Source organism: Deinococcus indicus (assembly GCF_002198095.1).
Lineage (GTDB): Bacteria > Deinococcota > Deinococci > Deinococcales > Deinococcaceae > Deinococcus > Deinococcus caeni.
On the sequence record NZ_NHMK01000020.1, the window covers coordinates 202,720 to 222,182 of the forward strand.

Genomic DNA, 19,463 nt, shown 5'->3' on the forward strand with positions numbered 1-19,463 from the left:
CGCCGCGCGGGGCGGGCGTGGCCGCCACGGGCTCACAGCAGCGCGCGGATGCGGGCCTCCAGTTCACGGGCCACGGCGTCCGGCCCCTGCGCCAGCGTGTGCGCGCCCAGCTGCCAGCGGCCGCGCTGCTCGAACTCGCTGGTGAACAGGCTGGCCACGCCGGTCGCGCGGCGGTCCACCTCCAGGATCACCTCCAGGCCGCCGCCCGTGTGGAACAGCATCATCTCGACCTCGGCAATGCGGTACTGCCCGTGCGGGGGGCGGAAGGCGAGTTCCTGCGCGACGCGGCCGTGGTGGTGTTCGATCTCGCTGCCGCTCAGGCTGAAGCCCAGGCGCTGCGCGGCCAGGATCAGCGTTTCCGCCTCGCGGCTGGGCAGGATCTGCAGGTGGTCCTGATCGCCGGGATCGGCCGCGCCGGCGATGTCGGCGTCCGTGGCGAGCCACACCTGCGTGCCGGGCAGCGACAGCGGCGTGTCGAGCGGGACGCTCAGGCTGAACGGGAACTCGCGGGTCTCGCCGGGGCGCAGGTCGAAGGCCGGCACGACCGCCTGCCGGGTCAGCTGGTGCGTGACGTGGGTGTCCTCGTGCCGGTAGCGGGTGGCGAGGCCCAGGTTGATGCGTTCGATGCGCTGCTCGACGCTGCCGCCCTGCACGACCAGCACGCCGGTCAGGGTGTCCCCGGCGCGCAGGCTGGGGTTGTTCACGCGGGCGTCGACCTTCGCGCCGCCCACACCGATGGCGGCCATCATCTTCTTCAGGAATCCCATGCTGCCCGGTACGGGGCGTGGGCGGCGCGGGTTCCCGGTACGGCTGATACGGACTGCCGTTTGTTTCGTTGACAGAGCGGAAGACCACCGATCTGCCAACTCCACGTCCGGAATCCGTTTCTCTCCTACTCTGCGGGGCAGCTCTACGAGTCGCTCCGCTCGGATTGAACGGCTTTATAAGCCATTCAATCGGAGTCCGCATGAAAGGGTCAGGCTTTCTTGCGGGCGGGGGTCTTGCGGGCCGGCGTCTTGGCGGCTGCGGCCTTGCTGGGGGCGGGCTGGCCTTCGGGGGCCGGTTCCGCTCCGGCAGGCCCGGTGGCCGGTTCGGCGTGGCGGGCAGCCATCATGGCGGCCCCGATGATGCCGGCCTCGTTCAGCAGGGTGGCGGGCACGACGCGGCTGCGCCCGACCGTCAGGTGGTCCTGCCACTTGTCGGCCTTCTTGCTGACGCCGCCGCCGATGATGAACAGGTCCGGACTGAACAGCAGTTCCAGGTGTTGCAGGTACGTGCTGGCGCGTTTGCTCCACTGTTTCCAGTTCAGGTCGTCGCGTTCGCGGGCGCGGTCGGACGCCCAGCTCTCGGCGTGCCTGTCGCGCAGCCACAGGTGCCCGAGTTCCGTGTTTGGAATCAGCACGCCGTCGTGGATCAGGGCGCTGCCGATGCCGGTGCCGAAGGTCAGGACCATCACGGTGCCCTGCACGCCCTGCCCCGCCCCGAAGCGCGCCTCGGCCAGTCCGGCGGCGTCGGCGTCGTTGATCAGGTGGACCTCGTGGCCGGTCGCCTCGCTGAACAGCGCGTCGGCGTCCAGGCCCACCCAGTCCGGGTGGACGTTCGCGGCGGACAGCGTGTGGCCGCGCTGCACGATGCCGGGGAAGGTCACGCCGACCGCGCCGGGCAACCCGAAGTGCTCCACGAGTTCCTTCACGACGCCCTGAACGTCGCCGGGCGCGGCGCCCTCGGGGGTGGGGATGCGGCGGCGTTCGCCGGCCAGCCGGCCGGTGCGGGTGTCCACGGGTGCGCCCTTGATGCCGCTGCCGCCGATATCGATGCCCAGGATCACGCTCATGCGGCCCAGCGTACCGCAGCGCGCCCACCCGGTGCGCGCCCCCCCCGCCAGTGGCCCCGGCAACAGTGGCCCTGCCAGCAATGTCCCCGGCAGCAGAGCGGGCCGGGCCGGGGGCGGATGGCCGGACCGCCGCGCCGGGGCACCACCGTTTGAACGGGGTGTAATTTTGAACCCGTGGCAGTATCCTGTCTGGATCATGGATTCCACCTCGCTGCGCGAACGCCAGAAGGAGCGCCGCCGCGCCCGCATCTACACCGTCGCCATTGACCTGTTCAAGCGGGGTGGCTTCCAGACCACGACCGCCACCGACATCGCCAAGGCCAGCAACGTGTCACGCGGCACGTTCTTCAACTACTACCCCTACAAGGAGGCGGTGCTGCTCGACTACGGCAGCGAGGTCATGAACCGCCTGCGCGACCACGCCGAGGCCCGCCTGCACGACGGCGCCGCGCCCCTGACGGTGCTGTACGAGGTCTGGGACCGCCTCGCCGACGAGAACACCCGCGAACGCGACCTGTTCCCCCCGCTGGCGTACGAGGTCATGAACCCCAACCCCGAACGCGCCCGCACGGCGTACCAGGCGCTGCCGCTGAGCAAGGTCATCGAACTGATCCTGCGGCCCATGCACCAGGCGGGCATGATGCGCACCGACCTGAGCCTGCAACGCATCAGCAACCTGATCGCCGACACGTACCTGATGGTCGCGCTGCGCTGGAGCGCCTACGGCACCGACCGGCCGCTGCAGGAAGAGATGCGTCTGGCCCTGAGCCTGCTGCTGGAAGGAGCCGTGAAACGCGAGCCTCCCCGCTCCTGACGCCCAGTTTGGGCCACTGCGGGGCGCCCACCCTGAAGGCGCAGGCCCTGGTCGTGCCCTTCCGGAGAGTGTGCCGCGCGATACACTGCGGCGCATGAAGGCCCTCCCCCACTCCCTGCGGGCCGGCGCGTGAGCCAGCCGGAACTGCGGATCGGCACGGCCCGGCACGCCTTCCCGTTCAGCCGGGGCCTGCTCGCCGAATCGCTCGTGAACGCCGGGGCCGACACGGTCGTCGCCGCCGCCGCCGCCCGCCGCATCGAGCAGCAGCTGCGGCTGGCGCGGCGCACGCTGGTCAGCCCGTCCGAACTGCAGGCCCTGATGGTCGAGGTCGCCCACGACCTGGCCGGACCCGAGGTGGCCCGCGCCGCCGGCACGCAGACGCCCGCCTTCGTGGACATCCTGGTGATCGCCAAGAAGGGCGACCTGCCGTTCAGCCGGGGCGTGCTGGCCCGCACCCTGGAAGACGCGGGGCTGTCCGGCAAGGACGCCTACGCCACCGCCAGCAGCGTGGACGTGCGCCTGCGCCGTCAGGGCGTGCGCCGCCTGAGCGCCGAGGAGATCGACCGACTGACCGAGGACGCCCTGGCCGAGCAGTACGGCGAGCACCTGCGCCTCACGTACCGCTACCTGCAACACAACCGCGGCAAGATCGGCGTGATCAGCGGCGGCAGCGGCGTGCCCAGCCCGTTCAGCAAGGGCATCCTGGTGCAGTCCATGCTGGCGGCCGGGGTGCCGCCGGACGTGGCCCGCAAGGTCGCGCGGGTCACGCAGCGGGACCTGCGCGGCACCGAGGACCGGCTGGTGCGCCGCGCCGCGATCCGCGAGAAGGTCGAGGCGCTGCTGCGTGACGAGGTCGGCCCGGACGTCAGCGCCCGCTACCGGCTGCTGCGCGTCATCCGCCGCCCGCCGCGCCCGGTGATCGTGCTGCTGGGCGGCGTGAGCGGCACCGGCAAGAGCTTCCTGGCAGCCGAGATCGCGTACCGGCTGGGCATCACGCGGGTGGTCAGCACCGATTCCATCCGCGAGGTCATGCGCGCCATGGTGTCCCCGGCGCTGCTGCCCACCCTGCACGCCAGCACCTTCAGCGCCTGGGAGGCGCTGCTGCCGCCCGGCACGCCCCGCCCCGAGCGGCCCAGCCGCGAGACGCTGATCGCCGGGTTCCGCGATCAGGTGGGGCAGGTCAGCGTGGGCCTGAGCGCCGTCGTGCAGCGCAGCGTGCAGGAAGGCACCAGCCTCGTGCTGGAGGGCGTGCATCTGGTGCCGGGCTACCTGCAGGCCGGGTCGTTCGCGGGCGCGCTGGTCGTGCCGATGCTGGTCACGCTGCCCGACGCCGAGGAGCACCGCCGGCACTTCGAGAGCCGCAACGAGGAGACCGGCGCGAGCCGCCCGCTGCACCGCTACATGCAGTACTTCCGCGAGATCCGCGACATGCAGGACGAACTGGAGACGCTGGCCGCCGCGTACGACGTGCCGCTGCTCGACGGCCTGACCCTCGACGAGAGCGCCGAGCAGGCCGTGGACGTGGTCCTGCGCCGCGTGATGGTCGCCCTGACGCCCGCCGAGCGCCGCGACCTGCTGGGCGACGACGCCGACGAACTGCTCGTCGACAACCGCGAACGCGGCTGAGCCGCGCGCCGGGCAAGCACAGCCCCGCCCGGTCCACGTGGACGGGGCGGGGCTATTCGGTTGGGACGTATCAGCGGACGCTGAGGCGCACGTCCACGTTGCCGCGCGTGGCGACGCTGTAGGGGCAGACCTCGTGCGCGGCGTGCATCAGGGCCAGCGCCTGCTCGTCGGTCAGGCCGGGGAAGTGCCCTTCGAGTTCCACGTCGAGCGCGAAGGCCAGTCCGGTCTTCTGGAGGCCCACGCGGGCGGTGACGGTGCTGTCGTCACTCAGGGTGATCTTGGCGCGGCGGGAGGCGACGCCCAGGGCGCCCTGGAAGCAGGCGGCGTACCCGGCGGCGAACAGCTGTTCGGGGTTGGTGCCGGGGCCGTCGTCGCCACCCATGCCGGCGGGCACGCTGAGGTTCAGGTCGAGGCGGCCGTCGCTGCTCTTGGCGGTGCCGGCGCGGCCGCCGGTGGCGGTGGCTTCTGCGGTGTACAGGTTGCTCATGCGGGTCAGCATGCACCGTTCCTCTCATGAAGATGGCGAGGCCCGCTACAGAAGCGCCCGCCCCGTACCCGGCCGCGACCGGGTGTTCCTGACGGCGTGACGGTTCCGGCCGGGACAGGGCTCCACCGGAGTCCGGATCACCAGACGCGCACGCGGGCGTAGGCGCGGTCGGCGTACCCTTCGTGGTCCGGGCGGTAGGGCCGCACGTACGGGAAGCGCGTGACGAGCAGCGGGTCGGTGCGCAGCAGGTCCTGAAGGCGGCGTTCCGTGGCGGCCAGCGTGTTCATGACGGCCGGGTAGCCGGCGGTGGCGAGGCTGACCTCGCGCGGGCCGGGCGGCAGGCGGTGGACGCGCAGGTGCTCGTCCGGGACGGGGTCGCCGTTGATCAGGCCGTACCCGGACGGCCCGGTCGAGTTGGCCAGCGTGGCGTGCGCGACCAGCAGCGGCGCGATGACGGCCTGCGCGGGGTCGCTGGCCTGAAGCTGCGACGGCGTGAGGCGCCCGGCGCCCTGGGCCAGCAGCGCCTCGACGATCAGGGCGCGGGCCTGCCCGGCGGCCGTCAGGGACGGCAGGGCGGCGCTCAGGCCTCCCTGCGCGCCTTCCAGGCCGGGGTCGTCCCAGAGTGCGCCGACCGGCCCGACCTGCCAGACCTCACGGCGCGCGCTGCTGACGGCAGCGAACGCGAAGCCCACCTGCAGGCGTTCGCCGCCGCTCAGGGCGTGGCGCAGGGCCAGGGTCAGGGCGGCGCTCAGGTGGTCGGTGGCCTCGCGCAGCGTGGCGGCGGGCGGCAGGTCGCGCAGGCCGGCCAGCCCGACGGTCGCGGCGAAGCGGGCGGGCGGCAGGCCGCGCGGCTGGGTGCCGCCGGACGTGGCGCCGAAACTGAATCCGGCGAGCAGGGCGACGTGGTGCGGCGTGACGAGCAGCAGGTCCGCTCCCTGTTCCGGGGGGCCCGCGCGGGAGCGGACGCTGGATTCCACCACGCTCAGGGCCATGTGGGTATTTTATGAGACTTCATGTGAATTTTTCGTGTTCCGTGGTGGGATGCCCCCAACGGGCGGACTGGGCCGGTCAGGGCATCAGCCGGTCGACCTGCCAGCCCGCCCCTGCCTGCCGGTAGCGGAACCGGTCGTGCAGGCGACTGGCGCGGCCCTGCCAGAATTCCCATTCCTGCACCTGCACCCGGTAGCCGCCCCAGAAGGCCGGGCGGGGAATCACGGTGCCCGGCGGGTACCGGGCGTCCAGCGCCGCGAAGGTGGCGTCGAGCGCGGCGCGGTCCCGGATGGGCGCGCTCTGCGGGTCGCTGGCGTGCGCGGCGAGTTGCGACTCGCGCGGGCGGGCGTGAAAGTACGCGTCGCTCTCGGCTTCCGGCACGCGGGTCACGGGGCCGGAGGCGCGCACCTGCCGTTCGTGCTCGGCCCAGTGGAACAGCAGTTCCGCCTGCGGGTTGGCGCCCAGGTCGCGGCCCTTGTGGGATTCGTAGTTGGTGTAGAAGGTCAGGCCGCGTTCGTCCGCGCCGCGCAGCAGCACGGTGCGCACGGCCGGCCGCCCGGCCGCGTCGGCGGTGGCGAGGCTCAGCGCGTACGGTTCGCGCAGGCCCGCGTCGATGGCCTCCTGGAGCCAGCCCCGGAACTGCTCCAGCGGATCGGGGTTCAGGTCCGCGCGGCGCAGTTCGGCGCGGGTGTACGACAGTCTCAGTCCGGTCAGGTCCGTCACGCGCGGCCTCCCTTCGCCCGGCCTTCCGGGCGGCGCAGCGGCTGGCACTGCGGGCAGTGGTGCGTGCCGCGCTGGGCCAGCACGGACTTCTCGATGGTGGTCCCGCAGCGCGGGCAGGGCTCGCCGCCACGCCCGTACACGGCGTGCGAATGCTGGAACAGCCCGGACAGGCCGTCATGCTGGCGGTAGTTGCCGGCGCCGCTGCCCAGGCTGCTGCCGCCCGCCTCGACGGCGCGGCCCATCACGTCCCGCACCGCCGCGTACAGCCGCGCGGCCTCGTCGCGCGTCAGGTGCGACTGCGCGGGGTGCAGGCCCGCCTGCCACAGGCTCTCGTCGGCGTAGATGTTCCCCACGCCACTCACGGGCTTCTGCGACAGCAGCCAGGGTTTCACGGCGCCCGCCTGCGCGGCCAGCGCCGCGAACTCCTCCTCGCGGAAGTCCTCCGAGAGCGGCTCGGGGCCCATCGCGGCCAGGGTCGGCATGCCGGCGTACTCGCCGGGCCGCACGACCGCCATCTTCCCGAAACGCCGGGGGTCGTCGAAGAACAGGTCGCCGCCGTCCGTGCGGATCGTCACGCGCGTGTGCCGCCCGCCCTCCAGCCGGAACCCGCCGGTCATGCCCAGATGCACGATGAATTCTAGGTCGTGCGGCCCGTCGCCGTCGTGCGGGGCGAGGTTCAGCATCAGGTACTTCCCGCGCCGCGACAGGCCCGTCACGCGCCGCCCGACCGCGAGGTGCGTGTCGCGGTACTTGTGCGGCGCGTCGTGCTCGACGTGCAGGATCGTCCGGCCGCGCAGCAGCGGCTCGATCTTGCGGCGCGTGGTTTCCACTTCCGGCAGTTCAGGCATACGCCCGAGCATAGGCCGCGCCGCCCGGCGGAACTGCGGTGTTCGTTTCAGGACGGCGCCCTCAGGGGAAGTACACCTGCTCGGCCCGCAGGACGCGGGTGCCGTTCAGGTGCAGCGCCACGACCCGCTCGCTGAACGGCCAGCAGCCCTGCGGCGCGAAGCCCTTCCAGGCGGACACGAACGTCTCCAGCGGCACGGCCTGCACGCCGTCCGGGCGGTCCAGGCACGCCAGGGCGAACGCGGTGCGGGCGTCGGTCTTCAGGGTCCGCAGCAGGGGGTTCACGTTCCGGACGTACAGCCCACTCGGGTTCGCCTCGAAGTACGCCTGCGCGGACGGGTAGTCACCGAGCGCCACGACGCGGCGGGCGTCGGCGTCGGTGTCCGAGAACACGTCCACGTAATCCAGGGTCAGGGTGGCGACGCGGCCCTGCACCTGCACGCCCCGCAGCACGGCGTACTGCGTGGTCGTGGCGGCCAGGGCGGACGGGGTCAGCAGGGCCGCCAGGAGCGGCAGGGCAGGCAGCAGGCGCATACCGCCAGCGTACCGGTCGGGGGCGCCGCCGCGCTACCCTGCGGGGCGTGAATACGCTGCTCCTGACCGGCTTCGAGCCGTTCCACACGCACCCCGTCAACCCGAGCGCCGAGGCGACCCGGACGCTGGACGGTACGCAGGCGGGCAACCTGCGGGTCGTGTCGGCGCTGCTGCCGGTCGAACCGCACGCCGCCTGCGCGCGCCTGACCGAACTGCTCGGCACGCAGCGCCCGGCGGCCGTCCTGCTGACCGGACTGGCGAGCGGACGACCACAGGTGACGCTGGAGCGCGTGGCCGTGAACGTCATGGACTTCCGTATTCCCGACAACGCCGGGCAGCAGCACCGGGACGCCCCGGTCCAGGCAGGCGGCCCGGACGCGTACCTGAGCACCCTGCCGCTGCGGGCCGTGCTGGCCGCGTGGCACGGGGCGGGCATTCCCGGTCAGCTGAGCGACACGGCCGGCACGTTCGTGTGCAACGCGGTCATGTACCACGCCCTGCACACCCTGCGCGCCCTGGGCCGCCCGGACGTGCCGTGCGGGTTCCTGCACCTGCCCGCCAGCGCCGGGGTCGCCCTGGCCGAGGCGAAAGCCGTACCGTACCTCCCGCAGCCGGAACTGACCCGCGCGGTCGAGGTGGCCGCCCGGACGGTGGCGGCGTCGGTCAGCGGCGAGGCGTAGGCCGCCGCAGCGCCACTCCCGCCGCTCTACGGGAACGGGGCGCGGCCCGGCTGCCAGCCGCCCGCCTCGCCGCCCGCCCAGTGGCACTCACCTGTGGGCTTCGCGGCCAGAGCGGCCTTCACGGCGTCCAGCGGCACGCGCCGGGCGAAGCGGGTGCGGGCGTGCCACGCAGCCAGCGCGGCGTCCGGCTGGGCGGGGCGCAGGCCGCGCAGGGCGGCGGCGGCGCGGTTCACGGCCAGATCGAACAGGGCGGGCGGAACGGCGCCGTTCCCGTGCGTGCCGTCCGGGGTGGGATCGGTCAGGAAGGGCCGGTCGGCGGGCATGTCAGGCGAGGCGCGGCTGCTGCGCCAGCCGGCGGATCTGCGCGGCGCGGCTGCCGGTCAGGGTCGCATTCAGGCGGATCAGCGCGGCGACGGTCATGGGCGGCTCACCCCCCGCCGCGTCAGGATCGGCAGTGGGAACGGTCAGGGTCAACGTGTGGGCGGGGAGGGACTGCGCGGCGCCCACCTCCCAGTCGCCCAGGCGGGACAGGCCCGCGTCGTCCGGCGGGGCAGGCGTGCCGGTGGCAGCGGCAATCCGCATCCACAGGTCCCGCTTGGAGGCGCTCAGGTGCGCGGCGATGGCCGCCACTCGCGGGTGAGGTTGGCCCTGAACGCTGTCCAGCGCGGTCAGCAGGCCAGTCTCGGGGTCGTGGTTGGCGCGGTCCAGCAGGTCCGCGAGGGTATCGGGCGTGTCGGTCATGGAAAGGGTCCTCAGGGCAGGCGGAAGGTGTCGCCGTCACGGGTCAGGCGGCCCAGGTCCAGCAAGCGGGCCGTGACGGCGCGGGCCTGCTCGTCGGTCAGGGGACTGGCGGCCCGCAGGTCATCGAGCGTGAACCGCCCACCCTTGCGGTGCGCGAGACGGTACACCATGCGCTCCTGAATGTCCGTGCGCGGCGTCCCCGACTGCCGACGCGAGAAGGCCCACCACACCAGCACGCCCACCAGCAGCCCCACCGTCAGGGCCAGCGGAATCAGCTGCGCGGCCAGCGCCGGGTCGCCCACCTGCTGCCCCAGCGCCTGCAACTGCGCCTGCCCCTGCGCGACCTGCTCGGGCGTGCCGCTTTCACGCAGGCGGCGCAGCGCCCCACGCGCCCGCAGGTACGCCATGACGCCCCCCAGATCGCCCCGCACGAAAAAGGCGCTGTAGGCGATCAGGGCAGCCGAGAGGCCCGCAATGAGCGAGAGAGCGGTTTTGATCACGTTCACCCCCCCATGCTAGTGCAGAGGCCAGCGCCACCGCTGTCGGGCAGGGCACCATACCGAAAGACAGCCGGCAGCCTTCCCCTGACCCGGAGACTCCCCACAACAACCCAGCGCCCAGGAGGTCCTTCATGAAACAGACTTCAGTGCCACGAAGACGGCGCACGTCGTCCAGCGTCGCGCCGCCCTTGCCGAAGCCCGTGCTCGTCTTCACGAACTCCGCCCCGGCCCGCACCACCGCCGCCGTCGCCTCTCGCTTCTGCTCATCACTCAGGAAGCACCTCAGGGTGGACACCTTCCGCACCGCGTCCGGAATCGCGCGGCGCACCGCGCGCACATCCGTCTCCACCGCGTCCCAGTCCCGCTCAAGCGCCGCGCCGATGTGAATCACCCTCTCCACCTCGTCCGCACCCGCCTCCACACTCAGCCGCGCCTCCACCGCCTTCACGTCCGACCCCGCCAGTTCCCCCTTCACCAGCCCAATGAACACCGGATTCAGGCACACCGCGAAGAACGAATGTTCACGCGCCCCGGCGCACAAGTTCACGATGTCCGCGCGGGTGGCGGTGGGCTTCAGGAGGGGATGGGGGTGGACGAAGACAGCTTCACGCCCCCCAGAATACCCCCCCAGCCTAAGAAAGATTGACCCGAAAGGAGGAGAGGGGACGAGGGAGATGGCGAGTCGTCGCCCGCCCGGAGCGACAGAAGGTGGGACAGAGAACGGGCGTAAGAGGCCAGTTTCCTGAGCCGAGGGGTCGTACTTGCCAAATGGTGGGAAAGTGCGCCGGACCTGTGGGCGTGGTTTTGGCGCGTCCTGCGTGGTTGGGTGGAGCAGGATTTGAGATGCTGGCCTGTTGGATTAGAGAAAAGGCCCAAATTGCCGTCTGGAATGTTGCAGCGGCTTGCTGCCGAAGCTGAGAGCGGTGAGGAGGTGGAACTGCTCCTTGCCGCCATAGTTGTTCCGTAGCTGCCAAAGCAAAGAATCCGCCGTGTGGCGGACTCTCTGAGAGAAGGATTGGTATGGGCGGCTTCGGACTAATTGGCGATCTTAACAGTGAATTCCAAAAGTTCTGGCCGTCGTAATCTGATAATACAGCCTTCGGGAACTCCAATCTCTAACATTACTCCACGAATAATGCTCACGATCTCTAGATTGTCCTCACAATTTCCTACATCAACATCAATATTTGAGTAACCCAGGCCAACTCCTGCTCCGCCCACTGCGGCACGGTTATCGTAATCGAATAATTCCTCAAGCTTCTCTTCAATTTCGTTCCTAACATCTAATCCCATACCTTCGCTGTGCGGGATTATGATTTCTATAAACCCAGATTCGTTTATGGGCATATTGTATTCAAATCGTCTGCATAGGCTTGGATCTTTGCTTGAGCGGCAGCTTGTTTAGAGGGCTTACTGCTGATTGGCGGTGTACTTGGGTCATTGAGGAGTGCATTACCTTATTTAGAATAGTATTCGTACCACACTTGTTCTGCACCTTTATTCGCCGCAACACTGTTCTGGACGGCTTTCACCTCAGAAGTGAGGCCAGGATTTGAGTCAAAAACGTGATGTCCTTTACCAAGGCGTCCCTTTAGAATCTGTTCAGGCGTGCCTGAACCACTTGCTCGATCAACATAAACAACCTCACTAACGGCATTCTTAAAGACATAAGTTATATATGTCTTGTCTGCATTATGAACCAACCACCCATCCTGCCCCACGTAATACGTGTGGGCTTCGCTGACGGTGAGGTTGAACATCTCGCGCGTCTGCCCAACGGTGGTGACGTTGGCGACGAGGCCGGTGGTGCCGTCGGCCTGCTTGATCGTATCGCCGATCTTGAGATGCCCCGCGCCCACCCAGTTCCGGCTGAGGTCGCTGTGGCCTTCCGGCGCGGGCCTGGGCTGGGCATCCACGGGCTGCGCGACGAAGAAGGGTGCCCTGGCGTCGTCTCGATGAACTCCAGCTTGTTATCCGGGCTCTGACCTGACTGGTGGGCACGATGGACTGCCATCCGTTGCCGTTCCGGGGAAGAACGGGATGTTCCTGCCGTTCTCGGTCGTCCGCGTCGGGTGGCGGGAGCCTCTCGTTCCGGTCAGCGGCGCACGCGTCGGACCGCCTGCCGCAGGCGGGTCAGGGTGTCCGGGGTGGGGTGCGGGGCGTAGCGGGCGGCGTGGTAGGCGTTCAGAATGTCCTGAAGGGCGGCGTGCAGGTGCGGGTGTTGCGTGGCGGCGCGGGTCATGTACGCGGTGGGGGTTTCGCCAGGGGCGCGGGGCAGGTGCAGGCGCACGCTCAGGTCGTGCAGGGCGCGGCTGGCGGGGTCGGTGGGGCGGACGCGGCGGCGGGCGAGCAGCAGGGCGGGCAGCAGGGTGAGGGCGATCAGGGTGGGCAGCAGCAGCAGGTACGGGGCGCTGCCCACGCCGCCCAGTCCGGCGCGGGTCAGCAGGTCGCTCTGGCGGCCTCCGTCGTAGTCGACGACGAGGTCGTTCCAGCGGTTCTGGATGGCGTCCAGGCGCAGTTGCAGGCGTTTGAGGGTGCCGGGTGCGGTGGGAGCGGCGGCCTGTGGGCGGGTCAGGGCGGTGCTCAGGCCGGCGCTGACGCGGGCGGGCGCGACGACGGCGGTGGGGTCCACGCGGACCCAGCCCTGGCCGGGCAGCCAGATTTCCGTCCAGGCGTGGGCGTCCTGCTGGCGCACGATCAGGTACGAGCCGTTCTGCTCGCCGCCCTGGTAGCCGCCGACGACACGGGCGCTGAGGCCGGCGGCGCGCATGAGGACGGCGAAGGCGCTGGCGTAGTGTTCGCAGAAGCCCTGGCGGGAGCTGAACAGGAAGGCGTCCACGCGGTCCTGTTCGGGCAGCAGTGGTGGGTTCAGGGTGTACGTGAAACCCCCGGTGCGCAGCAGGTCCAGGCCCGCCTGCACGCGCGCCTGGGGGTTCAGGTTGCGCCAGCGGGCGGCCAGGGCGACGGCGCGGGGGTTCTGTCCGGCGGGGAGTTGCAGGTCGAAGGCCAGTCGGTCTGCGTCCTCGCGCACGCCCAGGCGGGCGGCGCGGCTCTGGAGTTCCACGCGGCGGCGGGTGGTGACGGGTCGGGGGGTGACGGCCTGGAAGGCGTTGGTCAGGAACGCGCCGTCCGGGACGGTCAGGGGCACGTCCAGCGCGAGCAGCCAGGGGTTGCCGCTGGGTTCCAGGGTCAGGGTGTAGTTCAGGGGCGGGCCGGTCACGTCCACGCTGGGGGTGACGCCGGGCGCGCGGACCTGCCGCCAGGTGCGGCCGTCGTACGCCTCGTAGACCGGGCCGCGCCAGTAACGCTGGTCGGGGGTGGGCAGTGCACCCTGGAAGTCGGCGCGGAAGGCGACGGCGCTGTTCTGCGCGAGGTTCGAGTACTCGCCGGCGCTGATCTCGTTGCTCAGGCCGGTGGTGGCCTGCCCCTGCACCGGCAGTTGCCACAGCGGCCCGGCCGGGCGGGGGAACAGCACGAACAGCACCAGCGCCAGCGGGGCTGCCAGGGCCAGCAGGCGACCGGCGCCCAGCAGCGAGTCGCGCAACGGGCCGCGCAGGGGGCCGGCCAGTGAGGCGGGCAGTGGGGTGCGGGCGGCCGGGCGGGTCGCTTCCCGGCGGCCGTCCTCACGGGTGGCCGGGGCGATCCAGGCGGGCGCGGCGGCCAGCAGGAACGCGGCGCTGAGCAGCGTGTGCAGCGCCGCGAGCGGTCCCTGGCTGTAGAAGTAGTGCGTGCTGGTCATGAACAGGCCCAGCAGGATCAGGATGCGTCCGTCGCGGGGCGAGCGGCTCTCGGCGGTTTTCAGGGCGATCAGCAGGCCCAGGAAGGCCGTTCCGGCGTCGCGGCCCAGCAGGGTGCCCTGCGTGGCGATCAGCGCGGCGGCGCCGCCCACGGCCAGCAGCGCCAGCAGCCACACGGGCAGCGGGGTCAGGGTCCGGCCGGGGCGCGGTGGCACGCGGGCCAGGGCGTGCGCCAGCAGCAGCACGATCGGCAGCGTGATCCACACGGGTTGCCGCAGCGCGCCGGGCGCCAGCGTGACAGCCAGAGCCAGCAGGGTGGGCGGCGTGGCCTGCGTGACCAGCGTGGCGGCGTGCGACACCAGCCGCGCCGCGCCCCCGGCCGGGCCGGGCGCGGCAGGCAGGGGGTCCACGGTCGCCAGGGCGTTCAGTGCGGCGTGCAGGTGCGCCTCGCCGCTGGCGGCTTTCAGGTGCGTGGCGGGCAGCGTCAGGGCGAACGGCGTGCCCAGCGCCGAGAGGTGCTGCGCCCAGGCGCTCAGGCGGGAGGCGCGGGCCTCGGGGTCGCCCGGCGCGTCCTGCCAGTGCAGGTCGGTGGCCTGTCCGCGCGCAGCGTCGGTCTCGCGGGTCAGGAGTTGCCCGGTGCGGGCCACGTGCCGCCACGACACCTGCCGGGGCGAGTCGCCCGGCTGGTAGGGGCGCAGGCCCGCGAATTCCTCGTCGCCGGGGCCGCGCAGCCCGTCGCCGCCCACGCCGGGCGCCGCGCGGACCGGGACCGGCGGAACCGGGCGTTCCGGGGCGGGCCACACCAGTAGCGTCAGCGGGGCGGGCTGGGCGGGCAGCGCGGCGCGCCACAGGCCCAGGCGGTCCAGTGCGGACGCCTGCACCCCCAGGGTCAGCGGGCCGCGGACCGTGGTCGGGAACGCGGCAGTCAGGGCCGCGCCGCCTGCCGGGACGTGCAGCGCCGCGCGCAGTTCGCGGCCCTGGGCGTGCAGGCGGACCTCCAGCGCGCCGCCGCTGCCGCCCGCCGCGTGGGCCTGCACGGTCAGGGGGGCGTCCTGCCCGGCGTGAACGGACCCGGCCGGGCGGACCTCCAGGGTCAGGCTGCGCGCCGCCCGCAGCGCCTGCGCCGCCGTGATCACCCACACGCCGCCCAGCAGGAACGTCAGGCCGTACCCGAGGCTCAGGCCGTAGTTCACACAGCCGATGAGTGTCAGCAGGATCAGGATCAGGAACGCCAGCCCGAACCCCGTGGGTCGCAGCTTCAGCGCGGCACTCAAGCGGGAGGCGGGGGCGGTGGTCGCGGGGCGGGTCATCTCAGGGGATGGGCGTGTCGGCCAGCAGCGCCCTGATCAGCGTGCCCACGTTCACGGACGGGTCGCGGGGCGGCAGGCGGTGCGCGGCCAGCGCCGGGAACACGGCCTGCACGTCCTCGGGCAGCACCATGGGCCGCCCGTGCAGGTACGCCCAGGCGCGCGCGGCGGCCAGCAGCGCCAGCAGCGCGCGTGGGCTCAGGCCCGCCGACAGCGCCGGGTGCTCGCGGGTCGCGCGGGCCAGCAGTTGCAGGTAATCCAGCAGCGGCGCGGCGGCGTGCACGCGGTCCACCTCGGCCTGCATGGCCAGCAGGGCCGGGGCGCTCAGGACGGCCCCCAGGTCACGGACGCTCTGGCTGCGGCCGCCCGTTTCCAGCAGTTGCCGCTCGGCGCGCACGTCCGGGTAGCCCAGCGTGACGGTCATCAGGAAGCGGTCCAGCTGCGCTTCCGGCAGGGGGCTGGTCCCCACGAACGCCGCCGGGTTCTGCGTGGCGATCACGAAGAACGGCTGCGGCAGCGGGCGGGTCACGCCGCCCTCCGAGACCTGCCGTTCCTCCATGGCTTCCAGCAGCGCCCCCTGCGTTCGGGGCGTGGCGCGGTTGATCTCGTCGGCCAGCAGCATCTCGCTGAACACCGGCCCCGGCACGAAACGGAACGCGGCGGCCGGGGCGTCCCAGACACTCACGCCGGTCAGGTCGGCGGGCAGCAGGTCCGCCGTGAACTGCACGCGCCGGAACTCCAGGCCGCAGGTGCGGGCCAGCGCCTGCGCCAGCGTGGTCTTGCCCACGCCCGGCTGGTCCTCGATCAGCAGGTGCCCGCGCGCCAGCAGGCAGGTCAGCGCCAGCCGCACCTGCCCGCCCTTGCCCAGGATGACGCTGTCCAGCTGCGTCAGGGCCGCCTGAAGGGCCGCCACGTGCCCGTCGGAAGTCGGAATGGTCAGGGCGGTCGTCATGCCCGGCAGCGTAGCGGCCCGACTCTGACAGAACTGCGACGGGGGCAGAGATTTACCCGGCCCTCAGGTGACTGGCTCTGCCGCCCGCTCCGGGGTACCTTCCGGCCGGGCGGACGGGCGGGCCGCGCCGCGCAGCGCCAGCCGCGACCCCAGCCACGCGCCCGCCACGTCGAACAGCCAGTCCTGCACGCCCGCCTCACGCGGCGGCACGAACGCCTGATGAATCTCGTCGAGCGCGCCGAACCACGCCGCGATGACCAGCGCCGCGCCCCGCCGCCCGGTCGCGCGGGCCAGCGTGAACGCCAGCGCGAAGTACGCCAGGAAGTGCGCGATCCAGTCTTTCGGGTGCTCCAGCGACGGTCCCGGTGTCTGCGGCGCGCTGCTCAGGGACCAGATGGCCCCCATGATCAGCAGCGCCGGCACCCACCACAGCGGCCTGGGACGCCTCAACCGTGCCCACCGGCCGGATGCCCACCGGCGGGGTGCTCGACCAGCTCGATCAGGGTGCCTGCGCCCCATTTCGGGTGCAGGAACGCCACGCGCGACCCGGCCCGGCCCGGCGTGGGCTCCTCGTTCAGGAAGCGTGCGCCGTCCGCGCGCAGGCGGGCCATCTCGGCATTCAGGTCCGCCACGCGGTACGCCGTGTGATGCAGCCCCGGCCCCTTGCGGGCCAGGAACGCCGCGATCGGGCTGTCGTCCCGCGTGGGCATCAGCAGTTCGATCAGGGTCTCCCCCACCTGAAACGCCCGCACCCGCACGCCCTGAGACGCGACGTCCTCGTCCGGCCCTTCCGGATTCAGGCCCAGCGCCACGTACGGCGCCGAGCCTGCTTCCAGGTCCGGGGTGGCGATCGCCACGTGATCCAGCAGCAACACAGTCATGCACGCAGGGTAAAGCAAGGACGCGGGCGGCGGGGCGAGCCCACTGACCGCTGATCCCCGTTACTTCGCCTGGGGGCGGGCGCGCAGGTACCAGTGGGCGACGGCGCGCATCACGTCCTTGCCCTCGCCGTCCTGCACGGTCACGTTCACGATCAGGCGGGCCTTGCTGTCCGCCGCGAACTCCGCGTGGGCCGCCGCGATTCCCGCCGGATCGGCCGCCTCGGCCCGCGCGGTCAGGTCACCCACAGCGCGGTTCACGTAGTGCGTCTCCAGTTTCTCGATCAGGGGCACAGCGCCCGCCAGTTGCGCCGCGAATGCGCCCGCGAACGCCGCGCCACTGACGGCCTCGGCCAGCAGGAACTGCACGCCGGCGTGAATGGTGCCCAGGTGATTACGGAACGGGGCGGTGTCCGGCGCCTGTCCGGTCGCCCAGCCGACGCCCACGTCGGTGATCTGCACGCCGACCGTGGCGTTCATGGGAATGTCGTGCAGGGCCTTCTTGACGGCGGCAACAGCGAAAGCGGGCAGGGTAGCAGCTTGAGTCATGGGTGGAACCTCCGGGGTCGAACACAGAATTTGAACTGAGTTCAAGTATAAGCGGAGAGCCGGCAGAGGATCACCCCGACCCCGCGCCACCCAGCACGAACGCCCGGACCACACGCAGAAGGCCGGGCAAGCGTTCAGCCGACCGGTTCCAACCCGTTGCGGGCGGGATCCGGTCGGCTGAAACGGCTGGAGTGTTACCCGCCCAGGTTGCGAACAGCCCGCAGCATCAGCTCACCTTCGGTGGCCTGCACGCGGGCCTTGAGGCTGGCGAGGTCGTCGCCAGGGAGGACTGGCACGCGGGCCTGCGCGAGGATGGGTCCCTCGTCGATGCCCGCGGTGACGAGGTGGACGGTCGCGCCGCTTTCGGTGTCGCCGCTGGCGAGGACAGCTTCGTGGACGCGGTCGCCGTACATGCCGCGTCCGCCGTGGCGGGGCAGGAGGCTGGGGTGGATGTTCACGAGGCGGCCCGCGAAGTGGTTCAGGACGCGCGGGCCGATCTCGCGCATGTAGCCGCTGAGGACCAGCGTGTCCGCGCCCGCGCTGACGAGGACGTCCAGAATGGCGGCGTCCAGGGCATCCGGGTCGGGGTACTTCGCGCTGCTGAGGTGCGCGGTCGTGAGGCCCGCGTCGCGCGCCCAGGCGAGGGCCGGGGAGCGGCTGTTGTTGCTGACCAGGGCGACCGGGGTGGCGTTCAGGTCGCCTGCGCGGCAGGCCTCGACGAGGTGCCGCGCGGCGCTGCCGCCGTGCGAGGCGAGAAAGCCCAGTTTCATTCGGCGGTGTCGGGCGTGCCGAGTTCCTGAAGCAGGTACGCGCTCGTCAGGATGCCGTTGTGGTAGTCGCTGACGGCGAAGCTCTCGTTGGGGCTGTGAGGGGCGTCCTCGTTCAGGCCGAGGTCCACGAACAGGACGGGGGCGTGCAGCAGGTCGTTGAACGCGGCGACGATGGGAATGCTGCCGCCGGTGCGGGCGAACACGGCTTCCCGGCCGAAGACGCGCTTGAGGGCGCGGTTCGCGGCGAGGTTGTAGGGGCTGTTCAGGTCGAACTTGAAGGGGCGGCCGCCGTGGTGGGGGTGGACGACGGCGGTGGTCCCCGCGGGCGCGAGGGTGGGCACGTACTCGCTGATCAGCTGCGTAATCCGTTCGGGGTCCTGTCCGGGGACGAGGCGCATGCTGACCTTCGCGCCGGCCTTGGCGGCGATGACGGTCTTGCTGCCTTCGCCCTGGTAGCCGCCCCAGATGCCGTTCACGTCGAGGGTGGGGCGGCCCCACAGGCGTTCCAGGGTGGTGTACCCGGCCTCGCCGGGCAGGGCGGGCACGCCGATGCTGGCGGCGAATTCGTCGTCGCTGTGGGGCAGGTCGGCCCACATCTGGCGTTCGGTGTCGGTCAGGTCGTCGATGCCGTCGTAGAAGCCGGGGATGGTCACGCGGCCCTGGTCGTCCTTGAGGCGCGTGATGATCTCGGCAAGTGCGTTGATGGGGTTGGGGGCGGCGCCGCCGTAGCTGCCGCTGTGCAGGTCGCGGTTGGCGCCCTGGACGTGAATCTCGACGTAGCTCAGGCCGCGCACGCCGTAGGTGATGGTGGGCACGTCGGGCGCGAAGCGGCTCCCGTCGCTGATGACGATCACGTCGGCCTTCAGTTCCCCGGCGTGGTCGCGCAGGTACGGTTCGAGGTTCGGGCTGCCGATCTCCTCCTCTCCCTCCAGCAGGAATTTCACGTTCACGGGCAGTTCGCCCTGCGCGAGCAGCAGTTCCACGCCCTTGACGTGCGCGTACGCCTGCCCCTTGTCGTCGGTGCTGCCGCGCGCGTAGATGCGTCCGTCGCGGATGGTGGGCTCGAAGGGCGGCGTGACCCACTCTTCCAGCGGCGCCTCGGGTTGCACGTCGTAGTGGCCGTAGATCAGCACGGTGGGTTTGCCGGGGGCGTTCAGGCGTTCGGCGTACACGACGGGGTGCCCGGCGGTCGGGTCGATGCGGGCCGTGAAGCCCAGGCCCGCCAGTTTGGCGCGCAGGAACTCGGCGGTGGCGGCCATGTCGGCCGTGCGGGTGGGGTCGGCGCTGACGGAGGGGAGGCGCAGCAGGTCGAACAGTTCCTCGTTGGCCTGCTCGCGGTTCAGGGCGGCACTCAGGTCGGGCGTGGTCATGGGGCGATGATACGGGCTGACGGGCACGGGGCGTCCAGGATCGGGGGCAGTGGGGTGTGGGCCGCGCCCGATCCGCTCCCCGCTGCGCACACCCCACTGGTTGCTGCCTCCCGGTTGCAGAAACA

Annotated in this window: 23 protein-coding genes; 4 read left to right on the forward strand and 19 right to left on the reverse strand. The window is 71.5% G+C overall.

The window, feature by feature from the left end; all coding sequences use genetic code 11:
• Nucleotides 1-32: 32 nt before the first annotated feature.
• Both CBQ26_RS13885 and ppgK read right to left on the reverse strand, forming a co-directional pair.
• Nucleotides 33-767, reverse strand: a complete 735-nt coding sequence (locus CBQ26_RS13885) for a sporulation protein (RefSeq protein ID WP_088249222.1) — start codon at nt 765-767, stop codon at nt 33-35.
• A gap of 209 nt (nt 768-976) precedes the next feature.
• Nucleotides 977-1,834, reverse strand: coding sequence for a polyphosphate--glucose phosphotransferase (gene ppgK, locus CBQ26_RS13890; protein ID WP_088249223.1), 858 nt, complete (start codon nt 1,832-1,834; stop codon nt 977-979).
• A gap of 196 nt (nt 1,835-2,030) precedes the next feature.
• On the opposite strand from ppgK, the gene CBQ26_RS13895 reads away from it, so the two are divergent.
• Nucleotides 2,031-2,648: a TetR/AcrR family transcriptional regulator gene (locus CBQ26_RS13895; protein ID WP_088249224.1), complete on the forward strand. Its 618-nt coding sequence runs from the start codon at nt 2,031-2,033 to the stop codon at nt 2,646-2,648.
• Between the two features lie 129 nt (nt 2,649-2,777).
• Complete coding sequence (locus tag CBQ26_RS13900) at nt 2,778-4,274, forward strand: 2-phosphoglycerate kinase (RefSeq protein WP_088249225.1); 1,497 nt, start codon at nt 2,778-2,780, stop codon at nt 4,272-4,274.
• A 70-nt stretch (nt 4,275-4,344) separates the two neighbouring features.
• Here CBQ26_RS13900 and CBQ26_RS13905 read toward each other — a convergent pair whose 3' ends face one another.
• The 5 genes from CBQ26_RS13905 to CBQ26_RS13925 all read right to left on the reverse strand — a co-directional run bounded on the left by CBQ26_RS13905 (nt 4,345) and on the right by CBQ26_RS13925 (nt 7,854).
• Complete coding sequence (locus tag CBQ26_RS13905; RefSeq protein WP_088249277.1) at nt 4,345-4,761, reverse strand: organic hydroperoxide resistance protein; 417 nt, start codon at nt 4,759-4,761, stop codon at nt 4,345-4,347.
• Nucleotides 4,762-4,898: 137 nt separating this feature from the next.
• Nucleotides 4,899-5,753: a hypothetical protein gene (locus CBQ26_RS13910; protein WP_088249226.1), complete on the reverse strand. Its 855-nt coding sequence runs from the start codon at nt 5,751-5,753 to the stop codon at nt 4,899-4,901.
• A gap of 76 nt (nt 5,754-5,829) precedes the next feature.
• Nucleotides 5,830-6,474, reverse strand: a complete 645-nt coding sequence (pdxH, locus tag CBQ26_RS13915) for a pyridoxamine 5'-phosphate oxidase (protein ID WP_088249227.1) — start codon at nt 6,472-6,474, stop codon at nt 5,830-5,832.
• Complete coding sequence (locus tag CBQ26_RS13920; RefSeq protein ID WP_088249228.1) at nt 6,471-7,322, reverse strand: DNA-formamidopyrimidine glycosylase; 852 nt, start codon at nt 7,320-7,322, stop codon at nt 6,471-6,473. Before CBQ26_RS13920 ends, pdxH begins: the two co-directional genes overlap by 4 nt.
• A gap of 61 nt (nt 7,323-7,383) precedes the next feature.
• Nucleotides 7,384-7,854: a hypothetical protein gene (locus CBQ26_RS13925; RefSeq protein WP_088249229.1), complete on the reverse strand. Its 471-nt coding sequence runs from the start codon at nt 7,852-7,854 to the stop codon at nt 7,384-7,386.
• A 47-nt stretch (nt 7,855-7,901) separates the two neighbouring features.
• On the opposite strand from CBQ26_RS13925, the gene CBQ26_RS13930 reads away from it, so the two are divergent.
• Nucleotides 7,902-8,534, forward strand: a complete 633-nt coding sequence (locus CBQ26_RS13930; RefSeq protein WP_088249230.1) for a pyroglutamyl-peptidase I — start codon at nt 7,902-7,904, stop codon at nt 8,532-8,534.
• Nucleotides 8,535-8,560: 26 nt separating this feature from the next.
• Here CBQ26_RS13930 and CBQ26_RS13935 read toward each other — a convergent pair whose 3' ends face one another.
• Genes CBQ26_RS13935 through CBQ26_RS13945 form a run of 3 tightly spaced genes read right to left on the reverse strand, consistent with a single transcriptional unit; the run spans nt 8,561 to nt 9,781 of the window.
• Nucleotides 8,561-8,857 carry a hypothetical protein gene (locus CBQ26_RS13935; RefSeq protein WP_088249231.1) on the reverse strand — a complete coding sequence of 99 codons (297 nt, stop codon included), beginning with the start codon at nt 8,855-8,857 and terminating at the stop codon, nt 8,561-8,563.
• A gap of 1 nt (nt 8,858) precedes the next feature.
• Nucleotides 8,859-9,275 (reverse strand): hypothetical protein, encoded by a 417-nt coding sequence (locus CBQ26_RS13940; RefSeq protein WP_229844340.1) that lies wholly within the window; start codon nt 9,273-9,275, stop codon nt 8,859-8,861.
• Nucleotides 9,276-9,286: 11 nt separating this feature from the next.
• Nucleotides 9,287-9,781, reverse strand: coding sequence for a hypothetical protein (locus CBQ26_RS13945; protein ID WP_078303098.1), 495 nt, complete (start codon nt 9,779-9,781; stop codon nt 9,287-9,289).
• Between the two features lie 125 nt (nt 9,782-9,906).
• Between CBQ26_RS13945 and CBQ26_RS23170 the strand changes: the two genes are divergently transcribed.
• Nucleotides 9,907-10,161: a hypothetical protein gene (locus tag CBQ26_RS23170; protein ID WP_191300925.1), complete on the forward strand. Its 255-nt coding sequence runs from the start codon at nt 9,907-9,909 to the stop codon at nt 10,159-10,161.
• Between the two features lie 649 nt (nt 10,162-10,810).
• Here CBQ26_RS23170 and CBQ26_RS21415 read toward each other — a convergent pair.
• From CBQ26_RS21415 to CBQ26_RS13990, 9 genes are all read right to left on the reverse strand, one after another.
• The gene (locus CBQ26_RS21415; RefSeq protein WP_143342128.1) at nt 10,811-11,122 is read right to left on the reverse strand and encodes a hypothetical protein; all 312 of its coding nucleotides are present in this window, start codon (nt 11,120-11,122) and stop codon (nt 10,811-10,813) included.
• A gap of 110 nt (nt 11,123-11,232) precedes the next feature.
• A complete protein-coding gene (locus CBQ26_RS13955; RefSeq protein ID WP_088249232.1) occupies nt 11,233-11,691 on the reverse strand; it encodes a polymorphic toxin-type HINT domain-containing protein in 459 nt (152 codons plus the stop codon).
• Nucleotides 11,692-11,870: 179 nt separating this feature from the next.
• Nucleotides 11,871-14,822: a transglutaminaseTgpA domain-containing protein gene (locus CBQ26_RS13960; RefSeq protein WP_088249233.1), complete on the reverse strand. Its 2,952-nt coding sequence runs from the start codon at nt 14,820-14,822 to the stop codon at nt 11,871-11,873.
• Nucleotide 14,823: 1 nt separating this feature from the next.
• Nucleotides 14,824-15,771 (reverse strand): AAA family ATPase, encoded by a 948-nt coding sequence (locus CBQ26_RS13965; RefSeq protein WP_088249234.1) that lies wholly within the window; start codon nt 15,769-15,771, stop codon nt 14,824-14,826.
• Nucleotides 15,772-15,834: 63 nt separating this feature from the next.
• The gene (locus tag CBQ26_RS13970) at nt 15,835-16,221 is read right to left on the reverse strand and encodes a VanZ family protein (protein WP_229844341.1); all 387 of its coding nucleotides are present in this window, start codon (nt 16,219-16,221) and stop codon (nt 15,835-15,837) included.
• Nucleotides 16,218-16,652, reverse strand: a complete 435-nt coding sequence (gene mce, locus CBQ26_RS13975; RefSeq protein ID WP_172418089.1) for a methylmalonyl-CoA epimerase — start codon at nt 16,650-16,652, stop codon at nt 16,218-16,220. The genes CBQ26_RS13970 and mce overlap by 4 nt, the downstream gene beginning before the upstream one ends.
• Nucleotides 16,653-16,712: 60 nt before the next feature.
• The gene (locus tag CBQ26_RS13980) at nt 16,713-17,198 is read right to left on the reverse strand and encodes a DUF4442 domain-containing protein (protein ID WP_088249236.1); all 486 of its coding nucleotides are present in this window, start codon (nt 17,196-17,198) and stop codon (nt 16,713-16,715) included.
• A 194-nt stretch (nt 17,199-17,392) separates the two neighbouring features.
• Nucleotides 17,393-17,968, reverse strand: coding sequence for a phosphoribosylglycinamide formyltransferase (purN, locus tag CBQ26_RS13985; RefSeq protein WP_088249237.1), 576 nt, complete (start codon nt 17,966-17,968; stop codon nt 17,393-17,395).
• Nucleotides 17,965-19,338: a dipeptidase gene (locus tag CBQ26_RS13990; RefSeq protein WP_088249238.1), complete on the reverse strand. Its 1,374-nt coding sequence runs from the start codon at nt 19,336-19,338 to the stop codon at nt 17,965-17,967. The genes purN and CBQ26_RS13990 overlap by 4 nt, the downstream gene beginning before the upstream one ends.
• Nucleotides 19,339-19,463: the final 125 nt, after the last annotated feature.

Bases quoted from the DNA above. Each gene is read 5' to 3' on its own strand.
- CBQ26_RS13940 (WP_229844340.1), bottom strand. From the start codon at position 9,275: ATGACCGACACGCCCGATACCCTCGCGGACCTGCTGGACCGCGCCAAC.
- CBQ26_RS13990 (WP_088249238.1), bottom strand. From the start codon at position 19,338: ATGACCACGCCCGACCTGAGTGCCGCCCTGAACCGCGAGCAGGCCAAC.
- CBQ26_RS13925 (WP_088249229.1), bottom strand. From the start codon at position 7,854: ATGCGCCTGCTGCCTGCCCTGCCGCTCCTGGCGGCCCTGCTGACCCCG.
- CBQ26_RS23170 (WP_191300925.1), top strand. From the start codon at position 9,907: ATGAAACAGACTTCAGTGCCACGAAGACGGCGCACGTCGTCCAGCGTC.
- CBQ26_RS13905 (WP_088249277.1), bottom strand. From the start codon at position 4,761: ATGAGCAACCTGTACACCGCAGAAGCCACCGCCACCGGCGGCCGCGCC.
- CBQ26_RS13920 (WP_088249228.1), bottom strand. From the start codon at position 7,322: ATGCCTGAACTGCCGGAAGTGGAAACCACGCGCCGCAAGATCGAGCCG.
- CBQ26_RS13935 (WP_088249231.1), bottom strand. From the start codon at position 8,857: ATGCCCGCCGACCGGCCCTTCCTGACCGATCCCACCCCGGACGGCACG.
- CBQ26_RS13960 (WP_088249233.1), bottom strand. From the start codon at position 14,822: ATGACCCGCCCCGCGACCACCGCCCCCGCCTCCCGCTTGAGTGCCGCG.
- CBQ26_RS13980 (WP_088249236.1), bottom strand. From the start codon at position 17,198: ATGACTCAAGCTGCTACCCTGCCCGCTTTCGCTGTTGCCGCCGTCAAG.
- CBQ26_RS13895 (WP_088249224.1), top strand. From the start codon at position 2,031: ATGGATTCCACCTCGCTGCGCGAACGCCAGAAGGAGCGCCGCCGCGCC.
- CBQ26_RS21415 (WP_143342128.1), bottom strand. From the start codon at position 11,122: ATGCCCATAAACGAATCTGGGTTTATAGAAATCATAATCCCGCACAGC.
- mce (WP_172418089.1), bottom strand. From the start codon at position 16,652: ATGACTGTGTTGCTGCTGGATCACGTGGCGATCGCCACCCCGGACCTG.
- CBQ26_RS13965 (WP_088249234.1), bottom strand. From the start codon at position 15,771: ATGACGACCGCCCTGACCATTCCGACTTCCGACGGGCACGTGGCGGCC.
- CBQ26_RS13885 (WP_088249222.1), bottom strand. From the start codon at position 767: ATGGGATTCCTGAAGAAGATGATGGCCGCCATCGGTGTGGGCGGCGCG.
- CBQ26_RS13910 (WP_088249226.1), bottom strand. From the start codon at position 5,753: ATGGCCCTGAGCGTGGTGGAATCCAGCGTCCGCTCCCGCGCGGGCCCC.
- ppgK (WP_088249223.1), bottom strand. From the start codon at position 1,834: ATGAGCGTGATCCTGGGCATCGATATCGGCGGCAGCGGCATCAAGGGC.
- purN (WP_088249237.1), bottom strand. From the start codon at position 17,968: ATGAAACTGGGCTTTCTCGCCTCGCACGGCGGCAGCGCCGCGCGGCAC.